Here is a 14,314-nt window from a genome sequence, read left to right as displayed (position 1 = left end):
GTGGGCGGCAAGGTACCCATCGATCGAGGAGCATGGTGGTCGAGCAAGACGGAAACGCGGAACCGCAGCGCGGTGACGACCTGGCCGGCGCGTTCGGCGCCAACGTGCGGCGACGCCGCGAGGAGGCGGGCCTGACGCTGGAACAGCTGTCGACGCAGTCGTCGGTCAGCCGGGCGATGCTGTCCAAGGTCGAACGCGGCGAGAAGAGCCCGACGATCGGCGTCGCGTCCAGGATCGCCCACGCGCTCGACGCGTCGCTCTCGGAGCTGATCGGTGGGGCGGCTGCTGCCGCGTCCGGTGTGGCCGTTGTCCTGCGCAAGAACGATCGCCCCGTTTTCCGTGACCCGGACACCGGCTTCGAACGGCACATGGTGTCAGCGGCCCCGGGCGCGGGAGGAGCCGAGATGGTCGCCCACTACCTCCCTGCGCAGGTCTCTACCGGGCTGCTGCCCGCGTATCCGCCCGGTACGGAGAAACAACTTGTGGTACTCGAAGGCACCCTCACCGTCGCGATCGGCGGAATCAGCGAGACCCTGAACACAGGCGACTCCCTGTTCTTCCAGGCCGACGCGGACCACGGCTTCGCCAACCGAACGAACGCTCCCTGCGAATACATCATGTTCATCTCGCGCAGAACCTGAACGGCCCAGATCCGAATAGCCGACCAATGTGTCGAATTGGTGCCCGGTGAGGCATCGCCGCTTCCATGGGCCGGCACGCCTGTTCCCACTCGTCGCTGGTTGTCCCGAGATTCGCGCCGCCGCTGCCCCCGGCGCCGGGGGCCGCGGCGGCGCGTTACCCGGCCAGTGAGCCCTCAGAGCCCGCTGAGGAACGGAATACCGTTGGCGGAACCGGTTCCCGAGGATGCTGCCGCGACGGCGCAGGTGGTCGGGCCGTAGGTGAAGTTCCAGCCGGGGCCGGATTCCGCGGCATAGAGCCGGTGGGTGCCCGCCGTCGCGGGAGTCCACTGAACGCTGGCGGAGGTGCCGACGCCATTGGCGATCACAACCGGAGAGCCGATCGCCACGCTCGTCCCGTCGGGACCGACGTCACTGAAGGCGATGGTGGTGTTCGGATTCAGTACGGCGGCGCTGACCGTATAGGTCGAATTCACCTGCGGAGTTGTGCTGGACACCGCGGGCTGGTTGGCCGGGTTCGACCCCGAGGCATAGGTGCAGCCCGAGGCCGGTTGGTCGGCGCCGGCCGTCGCCATCGTTCCGCCCACCGTCACCGTCACCGTCGCGACCGCCACCGCGGCCACGATTCCACACTTGACGACCGCGTGCGTCGGCCGTCGTCCCCGTGATCCCACAGAGTCACCCACTATCTACCCCGATGTCCGGGGCGTCGAAATATCAAGCATTGCAACAGTATTGCCGCAACACGATGCAAATTACCCCGGAGGACCGACAAGTCGGCGCGGCGAGACCCACGCCGACGGCGAGGCCGGCCGCGATGGGCAAGGCGAGGGCGGGTACCCCGTCGGAATTGAGAGGCCACGACGACTCGTGGGCACTGTTGGTGATTCGGTGCCCTCCGGATGAACCGAAGACACCTCCGCCAGAATCTGCCCTATATAGGTGGCGCCGGAACACATTCGCGAGAGACGACGCCCTTCGCTGACGAACGCGCTCTCATGGCGCACGGCGCTGACCGAACCGGCCAGCGTGGGGCATCGGAAGATCCACCGGCAGAGCGTCATACGACCGCCGGCAGTGCGCGCTCATGCCGAATGCGGGACGCCCCGCCTGGTCGTGAACTCTCCGCCGCCGAACACCGCTATCCTGCCAATTCCTCGCTCATAGGCGGAGGGAACGTCGGCACTGTCTGAGCCCTTGTACTGGGAGCAGCGTTTGTTAGCCGTGCCCTCGGCGGCGCCAGCGCTCGACTGACTACGACACTGGGGGCCGGTGGTCAGGAATTCTGGTGTTCGGTCCCTGGCCATCAGGAGCAAGGAATGACAACAACCGTCACGGCGGGCTGGCGCAACTGCCTCGGGTTCGAGGCGCTGATGCGGCTGGTCCGCGACGGCCGAATCTGATTGCGCCTCATACCCTGCGAGCGATGTCGATGCTCAGACCTAGAATATCGGTGATGCACCGAGGGGATTCACCGGCGGTGGGGGATTCACCGGCGGTGGCGGATGCAACGGCGGTGTGGTGGTGGTGGTTGTCGGAGGCGGCGTATGCGTTGCCTCCGGACCGTCGAAGGAGCAGACCAGGATGCCAGCACGACCCCGGGAGTCCGGGCTGATACCCGCGCAGGTGCCAAGGTTGCCCCCGCACAGTTCGCCAGAGAAACTGCTGGGCACTTGTGGGAGTTCGATGGTCGGCGTATTCGCCGACGCACCGAACGCGGTCACTGTCGCGGCTGCAAGGGATCCGAGTATGACGGTGGTAGTCCGGAGAATCTTCGGCGGATGCACCGACCGACTGCGGTGACCGCCACTGTGTTTGTATTGTCCAGCCGTACGGGTGACGTGGCGGGCAGTCAGCTCGTGCCGATGTATCAGCTCATGCTGGTGTGCGGGGTCCTGTGACCAGGAGTCACGGTCGCGAGATGTCGTCATTGTGTTCTCTGCGGCGATTTCGGGACATGGCCCAGCACAGGCAGTGGCCGCGCGCTCTGGTAGCCGAGCGCTCTGGTGCTGTCGACCGTTGCCGGTGGGGTATGACCGGCGCAATCATGAGCAGCTCCTGATGTGTGAACCGACGCAACGCGCGGTATCGACCTGTTGATTGTCTCCCAGCACGATGCCCCGGAAACAGGGCAATTCGGCTCCTCCGTACAGAGCAGAGGCGTCACTGGCAGGGCCAGCGGCCTTTCCGAACTGAATGGCGGCGCCAGTGCTCAACTGACCACCCCTCGGGGGCGAGGTGTCCCTCGTCGGGCAGCCATCTGTCATCCACCGCTGCGAGTCACGGTATTCCGGCTTGCCCGGGGCCGCGGCGAGCTTCGAGCGCATCCAGGATCAGATCCAGGCCGTAGGTGAACTCGCCCGTATGGTCGTAGCCCGGTCGCAGGGCGTGATCGGTGATCAGCTCGCGCAGGTGCGGGTACCGATCCGCGGGCAGACGCTCGAGGATGTCGCTCGCCACGTCCTCGACATCGGCAGGGGTCGCGGCGGGCAGATTCGCTTCCTGCAGAACGTAACCGCCGATGTAGCTGTCGATGAGGGAGACGGCATGCGAGGCGTCGGCGAGAGTGAACCCGGCCGCTTTCAGGACTCCGAGCACCGCATCGTGGTGATGGAGCGTGGCGGGGCCGGGATTGCGGCGGGAGTCCATCAGCCCCAGCGCCCAGCGGTGCTGCGACAACACCTGCCGGGCGGAATGGGCGCGTACCCGAATCGCGTCCCGCCAGTCCACGCGGCCGGTATCGGGTAGGTCGATCGCCGCGAACACCGCATCCACCACACCGTCGAGGATGGCCTCCTTGTTCGGTACGTGGTGATACAGCGACATCGCCTCCACCCCAAGTTCCTGGGCCACCCGCCGCATCGAGATCGATTCCGCGCCACCGCGATCCGCGACCCGGATGGCGGCATCCAGCACCCGTTCCCGGCTGAGCGGTTGCGATCCTCGTGGCACGGCGGCTCCCGGTTCGAAGGGTATTGACAGGCTTACGCCCGTAAGCCTACCTTACAGCTGTAAGTCAACCTTACGCCCGTAAGAGAAGGAGACTCCGATGCCGATGCCGAGATGGTGGGGGCACGTCAACAAGCAACTGTTCAACCCGCGCGCGATCGCGAACGGGAAGTGGCCGGTGCTGACGCACATCGGCCGCACCTCGGGCAAGACCTACCGCACCCCGCTCGACGCCTATCCCGTCCCGGGAGGGTATCTGTTCGTGCTGGTCTACGGCTCGCGCGCGGACTGGGTGCGCAATGTCCTGGCGGCCGGTGGCGCATCTCTGCGGATCGGCGGCCGCGACGTGGAACTCGCCGCCCCGCGTATCGTCGGGGAGACCGAGGCATTCCAGGCGCTGCCCGCGGATGCCGCCCGCCCGCCGAAGCTGTTCCGCATCACCGAATTCCTGCGCATGGACCTCGGCAACCCGGTGACCTTCAGCTCCGAATCCGCTCGCTGATCCGCGTAGGTACCGGTCGGTCCGGGTTCTCGCTGCACACCGCCGGATCGCCGCACCCGGCTGCCGGCGCGGCGTGTCACGCACCGCGGTCAGCTCGGCGAGCGGGCCCCGCCCCGAGGTGGAGTCGGAGGCTGAGCAAGATCGGTCAAGCGGGTTTCGGGGCCGCGTTGGCAGACTCGTCGTGTGGCCAAGACCGGACGAGATCGACTACGCGAACTGCTCGACGCGGTGCTGGACGAGAACAACACCACGCTCGGTGCGATGGCGGCTGATGCCTTCGTTTCGCCGTTCCATTTCACCCGGCAGTTCTCGCGCGGTACCGGCGAGCCGCCGGTGGCGCTGAAGCGGCGGGTGCTGCTGGAGCGGGCGGCGTGGGAGCTGTCGACGGGTAAGTCGGTGACCGACGTCGCGTTCGCGGCCGGGTACGACTCAGTGGAGGGTTTCAGCCGCGCGTTCAGCGCCGCCTTCGGACATCCGCCGAGCCTGACTCCCGCGGACGAGCGCCGACGGTGGTTGCCCACGAGCAATGGCATCCACTTTCACCCGCCCATGTCGCTGTGGGTGACGAGTGCGCCGAAAGAACAGGCCGTGCTGGATCCCACGACCCTGCTGATCCATCACGATATCGACGACACCCGCGAACTCCTCAGTATGGCAGCGCAACTCGACGAATCGCAGTACCGGCGGGTGCGATTTGCGGGCCTGCTGGTGGAGTCGTTCCGGGGGCCCGAGGAATCCATTGCCACCGTGCTCGCCCATCTCATCGAGTCGAAGGAGGTGTGGCTGGCCGCGATCGACGGCGAGGACATCCCGACGGACGCCGACGACGCCCTCCCGGAATTGGTGAAACGCCATGAGCGCGTAGCGGTTCGGTGGCTGGATACCATCCGCGATCTCACCCGGCGTGGCGGGTGGGACGACACCCTGATCGATGCGCTGTGCGAGCCGCCGCAGAGCTTCGTCATCGGCAGCGTGATCGCCCACATCCTCAGCTACTCCACCCACCGCAGGTATCTCGTACGGCATTGGCTGCGAACCGAGTTATCCATCGCCGGAACCGAAATCGGAGACGGCGATCCCATCGAATGGCTACACCAGAGAGGATGACGTGACCTTCAAGACCGTCTACCACACCGCTACCAGCCTGGACGGATTCCTGGCGACCCCCGACCACAACCTGGATTGGCTGCTGTCTCGGCAGGTCGACTGGGACGGCCCGCTGGGACTGAACCGGTTCGCGGCTGGCGCGGGCGCGATCGCCATGGGCTCGAGCACCTATCAATGGATCAATGAGAATTCCACCGAGCCCTGGCCTTACAACATGCCGACCTGGGTGTTCACCCATCGCGAGTTCCCGGCCTTCGACGACGGCCGCGACGTCCGATCGACCTCGAAGCCGGTGGAGGTCGTACACAAGGAGATGGCCGCGGCCGCCGACGGCAAAGACCTCTGGCTGATGGGCGGCGGCGAGCTGGTCGGCCAATTCGCCGATCAGGGCCTGCTGGACGAAATCATCGTCTCCATCGCCCCCGTCACGCTGGGCGCGGGCGCACCCCTGCTTCCCCGCCGTCTCGAACTGAAGACCACGGAAGTCGCCCATAACGGCGAATTCGCCTGCGTGCGTTACTCGGTCGTGCGCTGACGCCCCACCACCCCATTCATCGCGGTAAGGATTTCGGAATGTGGCATACAAATTGTCGCGCAACGTGATTCGTGCCGCGTTTGGCGTGGTTGCGATGAGCGCGGCCGTCATCGGCGGCGCCGACTCGGTGATACAGGCTTCATGAGGGGACGATGTCTTCCGTCTGACGGGTCGCAGCGACATGGTCGAGCTGTCGCAGCGCGAGCAGTCCGCCGGCGCCCGGAACGAGGGCCAGGACCTTGGCGGCGGCCGGAGCCTGTTCGAGGCGCCAGGTCGTGATCACGACGAGCAGGTAGGCGCAGCCGTGGGTGGGGCCCAGCAAGGATGAGATGGGCTCGAGGTGGACGGTGAACAGGTTGGCCAGCATCATGATCAGCGAGATCAGCTCGGCGTGAGCCGCGATGCGCAGGTGGCGCGGAGGCTGGAGGTGCATGGTCATGCTCCCGTGGTGGAGCCGGGACGGATGATCATCAGTACGGTGACCGTCGCCCAGAGCAGGTTGAAAATGCCGGTGAGCATGGCGAGGCGGCCCGGCGTCAAGGCGCTTGGCAACGGCGACGCGGAACCTGCAGTCGCGGCCAGGGCTCGGTCCTGGGCGGGCAGGATCAGCAGTGCCAGTACGGCGGCGGCCGTCGCGGTCAGCAGGATCGCGATGATCAGCCAGGTGTGGCCGAGGACGCCGAGACTGCTGGCCGTGGCGAAGCCGAAGACGGGAACCGCGATGCCGATGCCCGCGTAGATCCGGCAGATGCGGTGCAGCGTCCGCAGGGTGGTGCGGGCGTCGCTGTCACCGGGGTCGCCGAGGGCGCGGCGCAGCGTGGCGGGGAACATGCTCGCGGCGACGGTGACCGGACCGATGGCGATGATGGCGGCCAGGACGTGCACGGACAGAAGGAACTTGGTCACGGCTGGTGCTCCGGGGCGGTCTGGCGTTCGCCGGTGACCTTCGAGGACGGCAGGCGGCCGGCCTTGGATGTACCCCGGAGGCTGTCGCCGTCGACGGTCACGTCGAATGCCAGGTTCAGCCGCATGGGCTTGGTGATGGCCTGCTTCCAGGTCAGCCGGCCTCCGTCGAGGGAGATATCGGTGAGTGGTACGTCCTCGCCGGCGCCGTGGGCGACGCCAGTCAAAATGCCGTCGTGCTCACGGAGTTCGACAACGGCCTTGATCTTGCCGATGGGGGTGGAGATGGACATGTTCCAGGTGCCTACCACGGACATGGTGATGTGATTCCTGACTGTGCAATGGGGATGGTGAGCGGAGCAGCTGATCTGCGAGGGGCCGACTGCTCAGAATGTGGCGGGTGTCAGACCCTGGGCGCGCCAGACGGTGCCACGCCGCTCATGGGCGAAGAGTTCCTCGACGGCGTGCGCGATGCGGGGACCCACCTTGCGCTCGAGCAGGTATAGGCCCAGATCGAGCCCGGAGGTGACGCCGGCGCCGGTGATCAGGTCGCCGTCGTCCACGATGCGGGCAGCGACCGCGTGGGCGCCGGTGGCGTCGAGCATGTCCAGGCCCATGTGGTGGGTGGTGGCGTGACGCCCCTCCAGCAGACCGGCCATGGCCAGCACCAGCGAACCGCCACAGACGGTGGCGACCGTGATGTTCGGGTCTTTCATCGCCTGCTCGAGCAGCGCGGGCAGCTCGGTGGTCAGCGTCCGGCCCAGCAGCACCGGGATGAACTCGTCCTGCTTCCACTCCCCGGCGCCCACTTCTTCTTCCGGGACCTCGCCGGGTTCGCCCACGCGGCCCGAAGCGCCGGGCACCACAATGATGTCCGCCCGCTCCAGATCGAGGCTGCCGGAGGCGCACAGCGCCAGTCCTCCGGTGCCGCTGATCACCTCGCGAGGGCCCTCCGCGGTGACCAGTTCGACGGTTACCGCGCCGCCCGACGCCGAGCCGCCGGCGTACAGCACTTCGTAGGGGGCGATGACATCGAGTGGGTCGAAGCCGTCGAACAGGACAATTTGGATGTGCATGGATGATTCCCTCGGGGTCGATTTCTATCGGACGCTCCGAAGTCAACAGGCTGCCGCCATGATCGCCCAGTGGCACTAGTGACAGGTTCCAACGGAATAATGCCAACACCTCCCCAGTCGGTTTGAACTGCGTTGATATGGAGCTTCCGAGGCATTGGCCGGGGTTCACTCAATCCGATGGGGAGGTAGGTTCTCGCCATGCATACCGTTGCCGTTCTCGCGCTGGATCAGGTGATACCGTTCGACCTGTCCACCCCGATCGAGGTCTTCTCACGGACCCGCCTGCCCGACGGGCGACCTGGCTACCAGGTTCGGGTCTGCGCCGAGCACGACGAGATTGACGCCGGAGCCTTCACCCTTCGCGCTCCCTGGGGTCTGGAGGGCCTGCGGGACGCGGACACGGTCATCGTGCCGGGCGTCACCGATCCCACTGCCTCGCTCTCGCCCGCCGTCTGTGAGGCGCTGCGGTCGGCCGCTGCTGACGGCACCCGGATCGCCTCCATCTGCGCGGGTACCTTCCCGCTGGCTGCCACCGGTCTTCTCGACGGGCTGCGCGTCACGACCCACTGGCGTGCGGCCGGGCTTCTGGCCGCCACCCATCCCGACATCGACGTCGATCCGGACGTCCTCTATGTCGACAACGGTCAGTTCCTCACCTCGGCCGGCGCCGCCGCGGGTATGGATCTGTGTCTGCACATGATTCGCCGTGACTACGGCTCGGCTGTCGCCGCTCACGCCGCCCGCCTGTCGGTGATGCCTCTCGAACGCGAGGGCGGACAAGCGCAGTTCATCGTCCACGACCACGTCCCCACCCCGCAGGGCTCCGAGCTGGAGGCGCTGTTCGCCTGGCTACAGGAAAACCTGGCCCGCGACCTCACCCTCGCCGAGATCGCCGAGCGGGCCGGGACCAGCACCCGGACCCTGATCCGGCGCTTCCGCGACCAGACCGGGACCACCCCGCTCCAATGGCTTCATCGAGCTCGCATCCGCCAAGCACAGCACCTTCTCGAAACCACGGAGCACTCCGTAGAACGCATCAGCAGCCAGGTCGGCTTCGGCTCATCCACCGCCTTCCGCGACCGCTTCAAGCGCACCACCGGCGTCAGCCCGCAGACCTACCGGCGCACTTTCAGCTGAACTTAGCGACCCGGAGCCGCCGTCGATTCGGCATTGGTCGCTACGCTCTCCGAGGTCGGCGACGACCGCTCCCCGTTCCGCCCGATACACAGGCCTGCGGGCCTGCGCCGGATCCGCACCGATTGTCAACGGAACGCCAATCCAGACCTATGTGTCCATTGGCATACTATCGAGCGTGCGAGCGTATTTGGAATGGATCATCAATCAGGTAAAAACGTGCCAAATCCGGGATCGGTGTTCCGTTGCCACTATCGAATTCGAAGATGACGAATTGCGGGTCTGGGATCAGCAACGAGATTGCGTTCCCACGATCTCAGGACACGTGCAGCCTGGTGGCGACGCGTTTCATGACCTCCTGCAATGAGCCGATCATCGGGGCTGTGCGCGCCTTCGTTCGGGCGGTCAGTTCCGGCCCAGCCAGCTCCGGGGTACCCACATTGAAAAGAGGAGCAGGCGCGTATTCAGCTTGCAGGATAGCCTCACGTGCCGCTTCATCGCCGTATAGGATTTGAATCAGCCGCACCGCAATCTCGAAACCTCCCGTCGCAGGACCTGCGGTGATGCGATTGCGATCCTCAACCACGTTGCCGGGAGAATAAATCGCACCTACATAGGGCAGCAGGTGCACAGCTTGGAAGTTCGCGGTGGCCCGGTAGCCCTTGAACAGACCTGCCGCCCCCAAAAGCAGGGGACCAGTACACGAACCTGCGATCCAGCGGGCTCGGGCACCGCGGTCAGCCAGGAATTCGAGAGTCTGAGTATCTTCGAAATTGGTGCTGCTGGTTGCGCCTGCGTAGAGAACATCCAAGTCGTGAGGACAATTTTCATAGCTGGTGGTCGGTCGTGTCGGAAAGGTTGGTACGCCTATCACCACCTCGTCTGTGTTTTTCCAAACGAGATGTGTATTCACGCCCGGCATCATGCCGAATGCCGTGTACGCACTGACGATGTCCACCGGCCAGTAGCCCGGAGCGACAAGGATGGCGATCTCGAGCTTGCGCCTATCGGTGGGACCAGACAGCGGCGTCGGCTCGCTCGCTTGTGCAGCTGTGCTGTTCTCGGGCTTGTTCAGCAGTTCGTAGCCACCCCATCCGAGTGTGGCAGCGCCTGCCGCTCCGATGGCGCCGCCCAGCACCGCGCGCCGCTTGAGGGGTGTGTTGCCGGAGCTTCCACTGTCATGATCAACCGTCATGCGTTCATTCAGTCACCAGCGCACCAGAGCCGCTATGGGTTGTACTGCCACGATTCGACGGATTAGCGCCAAACAGCCCTCCTCCCAACTGGACTTCCCGGCAGTTGGCTTCCACTTCGATCGGCGAGAACCGTCAGCAAGTGATCACGGATTCAACAATGACAATTGGCCACCGTGCGGGATCGTGTTGTGACCGAGTTGGGTCGCCAGCCTTCAAGCGCACCAGCCCGAACACCTTCCGCACGCAGGAACGGGCAGGACCTCATGGGCCTATTCCAGTGCCCCTCAAGAATTCCGGGAACCAATTGTCGTGTGTCGTCTCAGGACCTTCGCTAATGCTGCGCGGCTTCGGCGTCGGCCTTGGTCTGCTGCACCGTGCCAGGCGCGTGCTGTGGCGGCGCGTAGATCGTGAATAGCCGAAGGGGCGACGAGCCTGTGTTAACGAAGTTGTGCTTAGTTCCAGCCGGGACGAATGCGGCTTCCAGTGTGAATCGGTGTGGTCTCACCGGAGATGATTGCTGAACCGTCACCCTCGACGAATACCAACGTTTGGTCAACGTGATGCACCTCTTCGCCGATGTCACCGCCCGGCGGGACGGTCATCAACACGACCTGGCTATGCTGGCCTGTCGCTACAACACGACGAAAGGCTTCATTTTCTTTCGCATCAGCGAATATGTCCACGTTCATAGGATCCATCGCGCAACCCCTAACTGCGTTAGTGTCTCGTGCTTTGGCGAGTCAATGATATGCGGTCGTGTGCACGGGGCGCGCAAGGTGTGGCCGGCCTTGAACGGCCTTGAACCGGGTGGCATCAAGGTGGCACGCTGCACCCGTGGAACGGCTGATGGGCGAACTCAGGCTGACCTGTGCGGTGACCTCGCGGAATCAGCTGTCGCGTAAACCCCCCCCTCTGCCCCCGGTGCCGGGGCCGTAGCGGCTCCAAGGACTGCCGGCCGGCCTCGGCGGCCAGGCGGGCGGTCTGCTCATGGGTGTAGCCGAGCCGTCCAGGCGACGACCGGCGCCGGCAACTGCAGGATCAACTGCCGCAACGCAGACGATTCGGTCACGTTACCTGTACTCGGTGTGGACGACGCGCTGATCAATTCTGTTGCCGCTCATTCTGTTTCGCCTTCCGGATAGATACCAATCGGTTCGGCATCGGTGGCGGCCGGGTACCGCCGTGCGGAGGGCTGCCATTTCTCGGCCTGGCGTACGCGTCAAATATGCCGAAGGACACCACGTCGCTAATGTCGGCGGCCTCGTCCTCGCCGGGATCGCCGCCCACCGCGGTGCGAGCGTTGCTGTCGAGCAGCGGCACACCGTGTTCGGCGGCCGTCGTGTCGACCCAGCGGAAGAACTGGAGGGCAGAGCCGGCGAGCAGCGTCCCCGAGGTGGACGTAACCCACAGCCCCTACAAGGAGCGGCTGGCGCATCGCATGGGCGCCGTCAGTCGCCCGGTTATCGCCAAGATCGCCCGCCACTGGTACACCTTCAGCGACATGCACCAGGTCAGCAAGAACGTTGTCTACAACCCGGGGCCGGGTGACGCTACCTACGGTATGAGCTGGGAGGACCGGACCTCCGTCACCCGCGCGGTGAACGGCTCCACGATCTGGTTGCGGCACGAGATGGCCGGGCACCGGTAGACGTATTGGCCGTGCTTGCCGTAGCGGCCCATGTCCTTGGTCGGGTCCTTGAACACCTGCACGGCGTCCACGACGCGGTCGCAGGTCGGGCAGTAGGCGTGGGGACGTAGCCACTTGTTCCAGTCGGGTTGGCGGCCCAGCGATTTCAGCCAGTGCGCCACATACAGGCGGTCCCGTGACTGTGGGGCGCGGCGGCAGCGGCGCGGCATCGCGTGCATGGAGTTGAACGCGACGACCCGGGTGTCGTAGCCCTGGGCGCGGATCTCGCCGATCCAGCGGCCCCAGTCGTCCCACTTGCGGGTAGCGATGCCACCGGTAAGGGATTCCGGCGGCATCGGCGGCAAAGATGACCGCCGCGTACCACTGCCCATCGGCGAATCGCACCCACCGTTCCGTGTGATGCCCTCGCCAGATCACCCACTTGTTGCGTGTCACGGGGGGTGCGTGGTGTGGCGCCTTTGGATTTCACCGGGCAGCAGCGCCCGGCCAGGTCCAGGTCTTCGATGTTGACAACTGCAATCCGCCATGGAGACCGCTTGACGGCACCCCATAGAAGAGTCATTTTCCCGGCAGGTCCGCCTGCGCGAAATAGGTGGCAGCCCGTTTGAGGACCTCGTTCTCCTGCTCTAGCAACCGGATTCGGCGTTTCGCTGCCCGCAGTTCGGCCGACTCGCTGGTGTTGGTGCCCGGTTTGGTTCCCTCGTCGACATCGGCCTGGCGCATCCATTTCGACAACGTCATCGGATGCACCCCGAAATCCGCGGCGATCCGTTCCAGGGTCACCCCGGCATCGCGTTTGCAAGCGACACGCACGACGTCGCGGAACTCACGGGGATACGGCTTGGGCACAGTGGCATCCTTCCGGCCCGCCCATCGGGCAAGCCAACTCGGTTGTCACCTGTCCATGCAGCAGTCCCGTTCTCACGGTCCCCTTCGCCCCAATTTCGGGCGAATTCGCCCAAGGTCGAGCGCCGCTGGCAACCCGAACCCGACACATCGACTGACCGCCGCCACAAATGCGTGCGGTGTTTCGGAACGTTGGTCTGCGGCGGAGAATGAGGAACACCAATCAGCTCCATACGGGAGGCCGGTATGTCTCGTACTCATGAACTCTTCGAGAGCTTGAATATCCGAAGCGGCTTCAGCGGTGCACAAATCGCGGCCGGTGTGGACACTCTGCTGGAATGCGAGGAAGCCGTCACCGCCTGTGCGGCGGGCATGTTGTCGGAACCGAATGTGGGCCCACTGATCACGGCGGTGGCCGCCGATCTGGACTGTGCGGATGTGGTGGCAGCCACGCGCAGACTCCTTACCCGACATTCGGGCTCGGACACCAGTGTGATCAGTGCGCAGCTCGAGGCGTGTCTGCTGGCGTGTGAACGCAGCCGACAGCTGTGTGGCGTTCATGCCGAGGCGCATGAGCATTGCCGCTTGTGCGCGCAGGCGACCGAGCGGTGCATCGAGACGAGCAGAGAGCTACTGCACGCGATTCATCACTGATGGCTGTTACAGGGGTTCCGGACTCGCCGAAGATCCAACAGTGTTCGCCATATGCACTGATCAGGCGGTCTCGGCGGCGAGCAGATAACCGGAGAACCACGTCGGGAAGGCGCGCCGGAGCCCGCTGGGCCCGGTGAGCGTGACCAGGTCGGCGCGCAGCAGGTGCGCCCAGCTCACCTCGCCCAGCCAATATCGCCGCCGCGCTGGAACCGCACCTCCCGCACCCGGGTCTCGGCGACGCGCACGGTCTCGATGGCGATGCCGGCGCCGTCATCCATGGGCCGGCCGTACACGTCGGCCGAGATGGCCGGGGATGCCACGGTGGCCACCCCGAATTCGTCTGCCACGCACAAGCATTCGCGGTAGCAGGGGGCCAGCGCCCGATAGGTTGCCCCCAGTCGGAGCCATTCAGGTGGGCTTTGCACGCTCGGCGCGAGGCGTCCCGCACCGCCCCCAGTTCGAGCGGCACGCGGCGATGGCCCGGAATGGCCAGTACTGCGAGTGGCGTCCAGTCGCTGAGTCGCTGACCAATACCCACCCGGCCAACGCTCGGCCCGGCAATGGGCTTGATCAGGATCAGCGACTCCAGCAGCTGCTCGTCGAGTTCGAACTCGTCGAGCCGGTAGTCCCCGCTCAGGCGGCGACGCGCGAAATCGACCGCGCCGCGCACGCCCGAGGCAAGATGGCCTGCCACCAAATCACCGAGGATCACGCGGGGACCGCGGCGATGGCGAGCTTCCCGATACGCATGAGCTGAACCACCGTTTGATTCGTTCCAGGGAACCGCAATCGTGGAGTGTGGAGCACACAAAACGGGACGAACGATCCTTCCTATCCCGGTCCACCCGCGCCAACCGGCGCGGGTGAGGGCTTCGACGGCCTCCATCGAGGTCGACCCCCAGAGTTCATCCCACCGGGCACCGATCGAACGAAAAGCCTTACCGGCCAAGGAATTTCGATGGCAGCCGCCGGCGACCAGGTCGCGGAAGAACGCCAGCCGACCGGCCCCGTCTTCACCGGAAGTTAGGCCAAGGATTTCGGGGTCGCCGTCGTTGTTGACGCTGGTGGCGATCAAGCAATGCACGTTGACCACTGTCGCTGCCGCTCCGACAGCGGAACAGGCAGT

Annotated in this window: 16 protein-coding genes and 2 pseudogenes; 6 read left to right on the top strand and 12 right to left on the bottom strand. The window is 65.4% G+C overall.

What is annotated here, in order from left to right:
• Positions 1 to 35 precede the first annotated feature (35 nt).
• A complete protein-coding gene (locus AB0L60_RS39800) occupies positions 36 to 641 on the top strand; it encodes an XRE family transcriptional regulator (protein WP_364625219.1) in 606 nt (201 codons plus the stop codon).
• Positions 642 to 814: 173 nt separating this feature from the next.
• Here the strand turns inward: AB0L60_RS39800 and AB0L60_RS39795 are convergent, their stop codons facing one another.
• Positions 815 to 1,261: a hypothetical protein gene (locus AB0L60_RS39795; RefSeq protein WP_364625215.1), complete on the bottom strand. Its 447-nt coding sequence runs from the start codon at positions 1,259 to 1,261 to the stop codon at positions 815 to 817.
• A 1,657-nt stretch (positions 1,262 to 2,918) separates the two neighbouring features.
• A complete protein-coding gene (locus AB0L60_RS39790; protein ID WP_364625212.1) occupies positions 2,919 to 3,590 on the bottom strand; it encodes a TetR/AcrR family transcriptional regulator in 672 nt (223 codons plus the stop codon).
• Positions 3,591 to 3,687: 97 nt separating this feature from the next.
• Here AB0L60_RS39790 and AB0L60_RS39785 point away from each other — a divergent pair, with 97 nt between their 5' ends.
• The 3 genes from AB0L60_RS39785 to AB0L60_RS39775 all read left to right on the top strand — a co-directional run bounded on the left by AB0L60_RS39785 (position 3,688) and on the right by AB0L60_RS39775 (position 5,731).
• A complete protein-coding gene (locus tag AB0L60_RS39785) occupies positions 3,688 to 4,089 on the top strand; it encodes a nitroreductase family deazaflavin-dependent oxidoreductase (protein WP_364625209.1) in 402 nt (133 codons plus the stop codon).
• A gap of 183 nt (positions 4,090 to 4,272) precedes the next feature.
• Positions 4,273 to 5,196 carry a helix-turn-helix domain-containing protein gene (locus AB0L60_RS39780; protein WP_364625206.1) on the top strand — a complete coding sequence of 308 codons (924 nt, stop codon included), beginning with the start codon at positions 4,273 to 4,275 and terminating at the stop codon, positions 5,194 to 5,196.
• A gap of 1 nt (position 5,197) precedes the next feature.
• On the top strand, positions 5,198 to 5,731 hold the full coding sequence (locus AB0L60_RS39775; protein WP_364625203.1) for a dihydrofolate reductase family protein: 534 nt from the start codon (positions 5,198 to 5,200) through the stop codon (positions 5,729 to 5,731).
• A gap of 139 nt (positions 5,732 to 5,870) precedes the next feature.
• Here the strand turns inward: AB0L60_RS39775 and AB0L60_RS39770 are convergent, their stop codons facing one another.
• The 4 genes from AB0L60_RS39770 to AB0L60_RS39755 form a co-directional block, all read right to left on the bottom strand.
• On the bottom strand, positions 5,871 to 6,170 hold the full coding sequence (locus AB0L60_RS39770) for a hypothetical protein (protein WP_364625200.1): 300 nt from the start codon (positions 6,168 to 6,170) through the stop codon (positions 5,871 to 5,873).
• Positions 6,167 to 6,637, bottom strand: a complete 471-nt coding sequence (locus AB0L60_RS39765) for a hypothetical protein (protein WP_364625198.1) — start codon at positions 6,635 to 6,637, stop codon at positions 6,167 to 6,169. The genes AB0L60_RS39770 and AB0L60_RS39765 overlap by 4 nt, the downstream gene beginning before the upstream one ends.
• On the bottom strand, positions 6,634 to 6,951 hold the full coding sequence (locus tag AB0L60_RS39760) for a hypothetical protein (protein ID WP_364625195.1): 318 nt from the start codon (positions 6,949 to 6,951) through the stop codon (positions 6,634 to 6,636). Before AB0L60_RS39760 ends, AB0L60_RS39765 begins: the two co-directional genes overlap by 4 nt.
• Positions 6,952 to 7,020: 69 nt before the next feature.
• Positions 7,021 to 7,710 (bottom strand): DJ-1/PfpI family protein, encoded by a 690-nt coding sequence (locus AB0L60_RS39755; protein ID WP_364625192.1) that lies wholly within the window; start codon positions 7,708 to 7,710, stop codon positions 7,021 to 7,023.
• 198 nt (positions 7,711 to 7,908) lie between these two features.
• Between AB0L60_RS39755 and AB0L60_RS39750 the strand changes: the two genes are divergently transcribed.
• Positions 7,909 to 8,847 (top strand): helix-turn-helix domain-containing protein, encoded by a 939-nt coding sequence (locus AB0L60_RS39750; RefSeq protein WP_364625190.1) that lies wholly within the window; start codon positions 7,909 to 7,911, stop codon positions 8,845 to 8,847.
• Between the two features lie 313 nt (positions 8,848 to 9,160).
• Here the strand turns inward: AB0L60_RS39750 and AB0L60_RS39745 are convergent, their stop codons facing one another.
• The 5 genes and pseudogenes from AB0L60_RS39745 to AB0L60_RS39725 form a co-directional block, all read right to left on the bottom strand.
• Entirely contained in the window at positions 9,161 to 10,039 is an 879-nt protein-coding gene (locus AB0L60_RS39745; RefSeq protein ID WP_364625187.1) for a DJ-1/PfpI family protein, read from the bottom strand.
• Positions 10,040 to 10,492: 453 nt separating this feature from the next.
• On the bottom strand, positions 10,493 to 10,723 hold the full coding sequence (locus AB0L60_RS39740) for a hypothetical protein (RefSeq protein ID WP_364625185.1): 231 nt from the start codon (positions 10,721 to 10,723) through the stop codon (positions 10,493 to 10,495).
• Positions 10,724 to 11,594: 871 nt separating this feature from the next.
• Positions 11,595 to 12,023, bottom strand: a complete 429-nt coding sequence (locus tag AB0L60_RS39735) for a hypothetical protein (protein ID WP_364625182.1) — start codon at positions 12,021 to 12,023, stop codon at positions 11,595 to 11,597.
• Positions 12,024 to 12,246: 223 nt separating this feature from the next.
• Positions 12,247 to 12,537, bottom strand: a complete 291-nt coding sequence (locus AB0L60_RS39730; protein WP_364625179.1) for a transposase — start codon at positions 12,535 to 12,537, stop codon at positions 12,247 to 12,249.
• 824 nt (positions 12,538 to 13,361) lie between these two features.
• Positions 13,362 to 13,565, bottom strand: a pseudogene (locus AB0L60_RS39725) (macro domain-containing protein); the annotation flags it as partial.
• A gap of 35 nt (positions 13,566 to 13,600) precedes the next feature.
• Between AB0L60_RS39725 and AB0L60_RS39720 the strand changes: the two are divergent.
• On the top strand, positions 13,601 to 13,945 hold the full coding sequence (locus AB0L60_RS39720; RefSeq protein ID WP_364625176.1) for a hypothetical protein: 345 nt from the start codon (positions 13,601 to 13,603) through the stop codon (positions 13,943 to 13,945).
• A 207-nt stretch (positions 13,946 to 14,152) separates the two neighbouring features.
• Here the strand turns inward: AB0L60_RS39720 and AB0L60_RS39715 are convergent.
• A pseudogene (locus tag AB0L60_RS39715) lies at positions 14,153 to 14,287 on the bottom strand (transposase); the annotation flags it as partial.
• Between the last annotated feature and the right edge of the window lie 27 nt (positions 14,288 to 14,314).

Source organism: Nocardia sp. NPDC051981 (assembly GCF_040680715.1).
GTDB lineage: Bacteria > Actinomycetota > Actinomycetes > Mycobacteriales > Mycobacteriaceae > Nocardia.
The sequence above is the reverse complement of the archived record's forward strand: the minus strand, read 5'-3'. Positions and strand labels throughout refer to the sequence as shown.

Bases quoted from the DNA above. Each gene is read 5' to 3' on its own strand.
- AB0L60_RS39785 (WP_364625209.1), top strand. From the start codon at position 3,688: ATGCCGATGCCGAGATGGTGGGGGCACGTCAACAAGCAACTGTTCAAC.
- AB0L60_RS39770 (WP_364625200.1), bottom strand. From the start codon at position 6,170: ATGACCATGCACCTCCAGCCTCCGCGCCACCTGCGCATCGCGGCTCAC.
- AB0L60_RS39760 (WP_364625195.1), bottom strand. From the start codon at position 6,951: ATGTCCGTGGTAGGCACCTGGAACATGTCCATCTCCACCCCCATCGGC.
- AB0L60_RS39755 (WP_364625192.1), bottom strand. From the start codon at position 7,710: ATGCACATCCAAATTGTCCTGTTCGACGGCTTCGACCCACTCGATGTC.
- AB0L60_RS39750 (WP_364625190.1), top strand. From the start codon at position 7,909: ATGCATACCGTTGCCGTTCTCGCGCTGGATCAGGTGATACCGTTCGAC.
- AB0L60_RS39745 (WP_364625187.1), bottom strand. From the start codon at position 10,039: ATGACGGTTGATCATGACAGTGGAAGCTCCGGCAACACACCCCTCAAG.
- AB0L60_RS39735 (WP_364625182.1), bottom strand. From the start codon at position 12,023: ATGCCGCCGGAATCCCTTACCGGTGGCATCGCTACCCGCAAGTGGGAC.